Origin of the sequence: Rhodopseudomonas sp. BR0C11 (genome assembly GCF_010820945.1) — a bacterium.
In the GTDB taxonomy this organism is placed as follows: Bacteria; Pseudomonadota; Alphaproteobacteria; order Rhizobiales; family Xanthobacteraceae; genus Rhodopseudomonas; species Rhodopseudomonas palustris_H.
Window position 1 is genome coordinate 1 of record NZ_QTKI01000397.1, and the last position, 4,418, is coordinate 4,418.

The window sequence follows — 4,418 nt, forward strand, 5'->3', positions numbered from 1 at the left end:
GGTGGCCGAAGACAAAGAATGCCAGGTCAAGGCCGCGGCGCTGTTCCAGGCGCTGCGCGGCGATCCGGCCAAGCCTTTGTCGGCGGTGGCGCCGGACGCCACCGGCTCGGGCAAGAAGGTGCTGTTGGTCGACCACGACGATAGCTTCGTGCACATGCTGGCGGATTACTTCCGCCAGGTCGGCGCCCAGGTCACCGTGGTGCGCTATGTCCACGGCCTGAAGATGCTGGCCGAAAACGCCTACGATCTGTTGGTGCTGTCGCCCGGCCCTGGCCGGCCGGAGGACTTCAAGATCAAGGACACGATCGACGCCGCGCTCGAAAAGAAGCTGCCGATCTTCGGCGTCTGCCTCGGCGTCCAGGCGATGGGCGAGTATTTCGGCGGCACGCTCGGCCAGCTCGCGCAGCCGGCGCATGGCCGGCCGTCGCGGATCCAGGTGCGCGGCGGCACGCTGATGCGCGGCTTGCCCAACGAAGTCACGATCGGCCGCTACCACTCGCTGTATGTCGACATGCGCGACATGCCGAAGGATCTGACTGTCACCGCCTCCACCGACGACGGCATCGCCATGGCGATCGAGCACAAGACCCTGCCGGTCGGCGGCGTGCAATTCCACCCCGAGTCGCTGATGTCGCTCGGCGGCGAGGTCGGGCTGCGGATCGTCGAAAACGCCTTCCGGCTCGGCCAGCCGGCCTAGGCCAAATGGCCTGCGGCACCGATTGATCCAGATCGAAGGCCCGCCGGAGGAGCTCTGCTACCACCCCCGGCGGTAACTCAGCCGAATTGCCCGATTGCGCCTCCCGCCTTCCGATGACGAATTGCGCCCATCCGTAACGAAAGACCCGCGCCGATGACCCCCGAGTTTGCAAACGATTTGAAAGCCAGCGTCCGGGCGATTCCGGATTATCCCAAGCCTGGCATCATCTTCCGCGACATCACCACGCTGCTCGGCGAACCGCGGGCGTTCCGCCGGGCGATCGACGAGCTGGTGCAGCCGTGGGCGGGTTCGAAGATCGACAAGGTGGCGGGCATCGAGGCACGCGGCTTCATCATCGGCGGCGCGATCGCCCATCAGGTCTCATCAGGCTTCGTGCCGATCCGCAAGAAGGGCAAGCTGCCGCATACCTGCGTGTCGATGGAATACGCGCTGGAATACGGCACCGACATCATCGAGATCCACGTCGACGCGCTGAAGCCCGGCGAGAAGGTGATCCTGGTCGACGACCTGATCGCGACCGGCGGCACTGCCGAAGGCGCCATCAAGCTGCTCCGCCAGATCGGTGCCGAAGTCGTGGCCGCCTGCTTTGTGATCGATCTGCCGGAGCTCGGCGGCGCCGCCAAGATCCGCGCCATGGGCGTCCCGGTCCGCACCCTGGTGGCGTTCGAAGGGCACTAAGGCTAGGTCCAGCCTGACTCTTCTGGCGGCCGCAGCCCCTCACCCCAGCCCTCTCCCCGCAACAGCGGGGCGAGGGAGCAGGCTTTGCGGGCGGCGAGTGCCGCGCTACCGCCCCTGCGTCAGCTCCAGCTCCAGTGCGCGGAAGGTCGTGTAGTTGGTGCGGATCCACTGGTTGAGTTCGGTGGAGGCATCCGGCTCGGCGCGCAGGTAGCCGGTGAACGAGAAGTTCACGCGGTCGATATAGGTCTTCAGGAACGGCGGCAGCCCGCGGATTCGCATCACGCGGCCGTGGCGGTACACCGCCGGCAGCTCGCCGAGCAGGATGTGCTCGTTGTCGATGGTGATCAGCTGCCGCGGCGGCACGATATCCTGCAGGTGGTCATAGGCGCGCGCCGAATTGCGGTCGGTGTCGGCGAGGAACAGCACCACCGGCGCCACCTGCCGCCGCACCGCTTCCTTGATGAAGCCGATCTCGGCGAAGGTGTCGAAGAACTCGTCGAAGGCGTGGAAGCCGAGGTCGATCACCTTGGCGAGGCCGTCGTTCAGGATCAGCCGATCCATCAGCGCCATCTTGCCGAAGGTATCGTCGACCTGCGCGGTCTCGGTGACGCGCGGCAGATAGTCGAGCAGCGACGGTTCTTTGACGTTGATGTCGAACGCCAGCACCGAGCCGCGCTGCAGCAGCAGATATTCGGTGAGCACGCGGGCGATCAGGGTCTTGCCGACGAACGGGCGCGGCGAACAGACGATGTAAACCGGAGTGCGCGACATCAGGCTGTATCGGTCGGGGAAGGCCGTCCGATATAGCCGGATTCCTCAGCGATGCGAACTATTTCTCGCCCGGCTCGTCGGTCACCGGGGTGCCGCGGCCGTTCTTGTCCTTGCCGACGATGTCGGTCAGCTTGATCCGGTCGAATTCGCTCCAGACATTGGCGAGCCAGTGCCGGACATAGCCGCGCAGCACGAAGGAGTAGTTGGCCGGCTCGCCGCTGACGCCCTTGTTGGCGACGAACTTCAGGAACGGCACCGACGACACTTCGACCTGCTCGTACGCCATTTCGTTGAGCTTCGGAATCGTCAGCTCAGTGGCGTCCTTGATGCGGTGGAAGTACGAATTGTAGGTCGCCTGGTCCCACTCGAAGAAGCTGGTGTTGTTGATGAAGTTCTTCGTCAGGAAGTACTTCGCGCCGATCATGAAGTTGGCGGTCTCGGCGATTTCGTCGAGCGAGGCGATCGAGGGCCCGAGAATATGGAACACCGCGAAGGTGATCTGGCCGGAGCGCGCCGCGTCGAGGAAGCCGATGTCGCGCAACGAGGCCAGCGCGGGCGACAGCAGGCCGGCGCGGACGTCGATCACGGTCACCGAGGGCACCGCCGAGTTCAGCGTGTCGAAGATCTTCATCTGGTCGGCCGTCGACGTCATGTCGACGATCTCGGTGATGTCGGGGTGGAAGCGCTTCAGCGTGCCGCGCGGCGACTCGGTGTCGAAGGCGCGGGTCGGGACGTTGTTGGCGCTAAAATAGTCGAGCAGGGTGCGCGACACCGTGGTTTTGCCCACGCCGCCCTTGTCTGCGCCGACGACGATCACTGCTGGCTTCGCCATGAGATTCCTTTACCGGCCGGTTCGATCCCCCACCGCGGCCGTGCCGGCCAAGGTGCAGACCTCTGCTTTGGGCGCGAACATGGCAGAAACAAGGGATAATTCAATCGGTCGGGCAATGACGCCTGCGGGTCCTCAACAAAATCGTTCAGATGCGAGGCGGTGCCGCTGATTTGGGCGGTCAGCCGCGCCGGCCCCAAGGTCCGCGCAGCAGCGATGGCTTCGGCGCCGGCGCATCGCCCCACGGTCCTTGCGGCGGCTGAGCTGCATCCGTAGCGGGATCTGACTGATCCGCAGCGGTGTCATCGTCATGCTCCGCAGCCGGCAGGGCGGGCAATGGCGGCTGGTAGTGTCCGCCGGCAAACTTGACCAGCGCATCGACCCGCGCCTCGACCGAAGGGTGGGTGGCGAACAGATCGGAGAAGCCGGAGCGCGGATTGTCGACGCACATCTCCATCACGGCCGAGGTCGCGCCCGGCAGTTCGCCGCGGTTTTCGATCTTGCGCAGCGCAGAGATCATCGCATCCGGGTTCTTGGTCAGTTCGACCGAGCCTGCGTCGGCGAGGAATTCGCGCGACCGCGACAGCGCCAGCTTCACCGCCTGCGACAGCAGCCAGGCCAGCAGGATTAGTACGATCGCCAGGATCACCACGATGATCGCGCCGCCGCCGCTCTTGCGATCGCCCGACGACGAGGAGGAAGAGGACGACGACGAGCCGCCGCTCGACCAGCCGCCGCCGATCCGTACCCCGCCCTGGAAGAACAGCCGGAACATCAACTCGCCGAAGAACCCGACGACGCCGGCGATGATCACGGCGATCACCATCATCTGCACGTCGCCGTTCCTGATGTGGGTCAGCTCGTGCGCCAGCACCGCTTCGAGTTCGGCATCGTCGAGCCGCTCGACCAGCCCCGACGTCACCGTGACGGCGTATTGCTTGGGATTGAGGCCGCTGGCGAAGGCGTTCAGCGCATCGCTGTCCATGATCTTCAGCTTCGGCATCGGAATGCCGCGCGAGATGCACAGGTTCTCGAGCAGATTATACAGCCGCGGCTGCTCGGCCCGCGTCACCGTATGGCCGCCGGTCACGGCGTCGATCAGCTTCTGGTGGAAGAAATAGGCGAGCACGATCCACAGCGCCGCTCCGATAGTGGCGAACGGCGCCGCCTTGATCAGGTCAGCGGTGGCGGCGCGCAGATAGTCCGGCACCGTGCGCTCGCCATCGATCACCACCTCGGCGATCAGCGCGCCGGCATAGACCAGCACATACACCAGCACGAACAGCCCGATCAGCAGCACGATCGACCGGGTCTTGTTGGCGGCGATGTGGGTATAGAGACCGTAGGCGGCCATGATGGGTGTCCAATCCTCGCAGCGCCGGCCTGAACCTCCCTCCCCCTTGCGGGGAGGGAGGTTCAGGC

The 4,418-nt window shown here is 65.2% G+C and carries 5 protein-coding genes; 2 read left to right on the forward strand and 3 right to left on the reverse strand.

Annotated features, from left to right (window positions below; all coding sequences use genetic code 11):
* Together DYI24_RS21985 and DYI24_RS21990 are read left to right on the forward strand one after the other, a co-directional pair.
* Window positions 1-697, forward strand: a 697-nt coding sequence (locus DYI24_RS21985) for a glutamine amidotransferase-related protein (RefSeq protein ID WP_205523629.1), incomplete at its 5' end; no start/stop codon positions are given.
* Between the two features lie 153 nt (window positions 698-850).
* A complete protein-coding gene (locus tag DYI24_RS21990; protein ID WP_107346061.1) occupies window positions 851-1,396 on the forward strand; it encodes an adenine phosphoribosyltransferase in 546 nt (181 codons plus the stop codon).
* 105 nt (window positions 1,397-1,501) lie between these two features.
* Here the strand turns inward: DYI24_RS21990 and DYI24_RS21995 are convergent, their stop codons facing one another.
* The 3 genes from DYI24_RS21995 to DYI24_RS22005 all read right to left on the reverse strand — a co-directional run bounded on the left by DYI24_RS21995 (window position 1,502) and on the right by DYI24_RS22005 (window position 4,350).
* Window positions 1,502-2,167, reverse strand: a complete 666-nt coding sequence (locus tag DYI24_RS21995) for a hypothetical protein (protein WP_164573842.1) — start codon at window positions 2,165-2,167, stop codon at window positions 1,502-1,504.
* 58 nt (window positions 2,168-2,225) lie between these two features.
* Window positions 2,226-2,999 (reverse strand): P-loop NTPase family protein, encoded by a 774-nt coding sequence (locus DYI24_RS22000; RefSeq protein WP_011160028.1) that lies wholly within the window; start codon window positions 2,997-2,999, stop codon window positions 2,226-2,228.
* Between the two features lie 178 nt (window positions 3,000-3,177).
* A complete protein-coding gene (locus tag DYI24_RS22005) occupies window positions 3,178-4,350 on the reverse strand; it encodes a M48 family metallopeptidase (protein ID WP_164573843.1) in 1,173 nt (390 codons plus the stop codon).
* Between the last annotated feature and the right edge of the window lie 68 nt (window positions 4,351-4,418).

Excerpts from the sequence above, each read along its gene's own strand:
- DYI24_RS21990 (WP_107346061.1), top strand. The coding sequence starts at position 851 with ATGACCCCCGAGTTTGCAAACGATTTGAAAGCCAGCGTCCGGGCGATT.
- DYI24_RS21995 (WP_164573842.1), bottom strand. The coding sequence starts at position 2,167 with ATGTCGCGCACTCCGGTTTACATCGTCTGTTCGCCGCGCCCGTTCGTC.
- DYI24_RS22000 (WP_011160028.1), bottom strand. The coding sequence starts at position 2,999 with ATGGCGAAGCCAGCAGTGATCGTCGTCGGCGCAGACAAGGGCGGCGTG.
- DYI24_RS22005 (WP_164573843.1), bottom strand. The coding sequence starts at position 4,350 with ATGGCCGCCTACGGTCTCTATACCCACATCGCCGCCAACAAGACCCGG.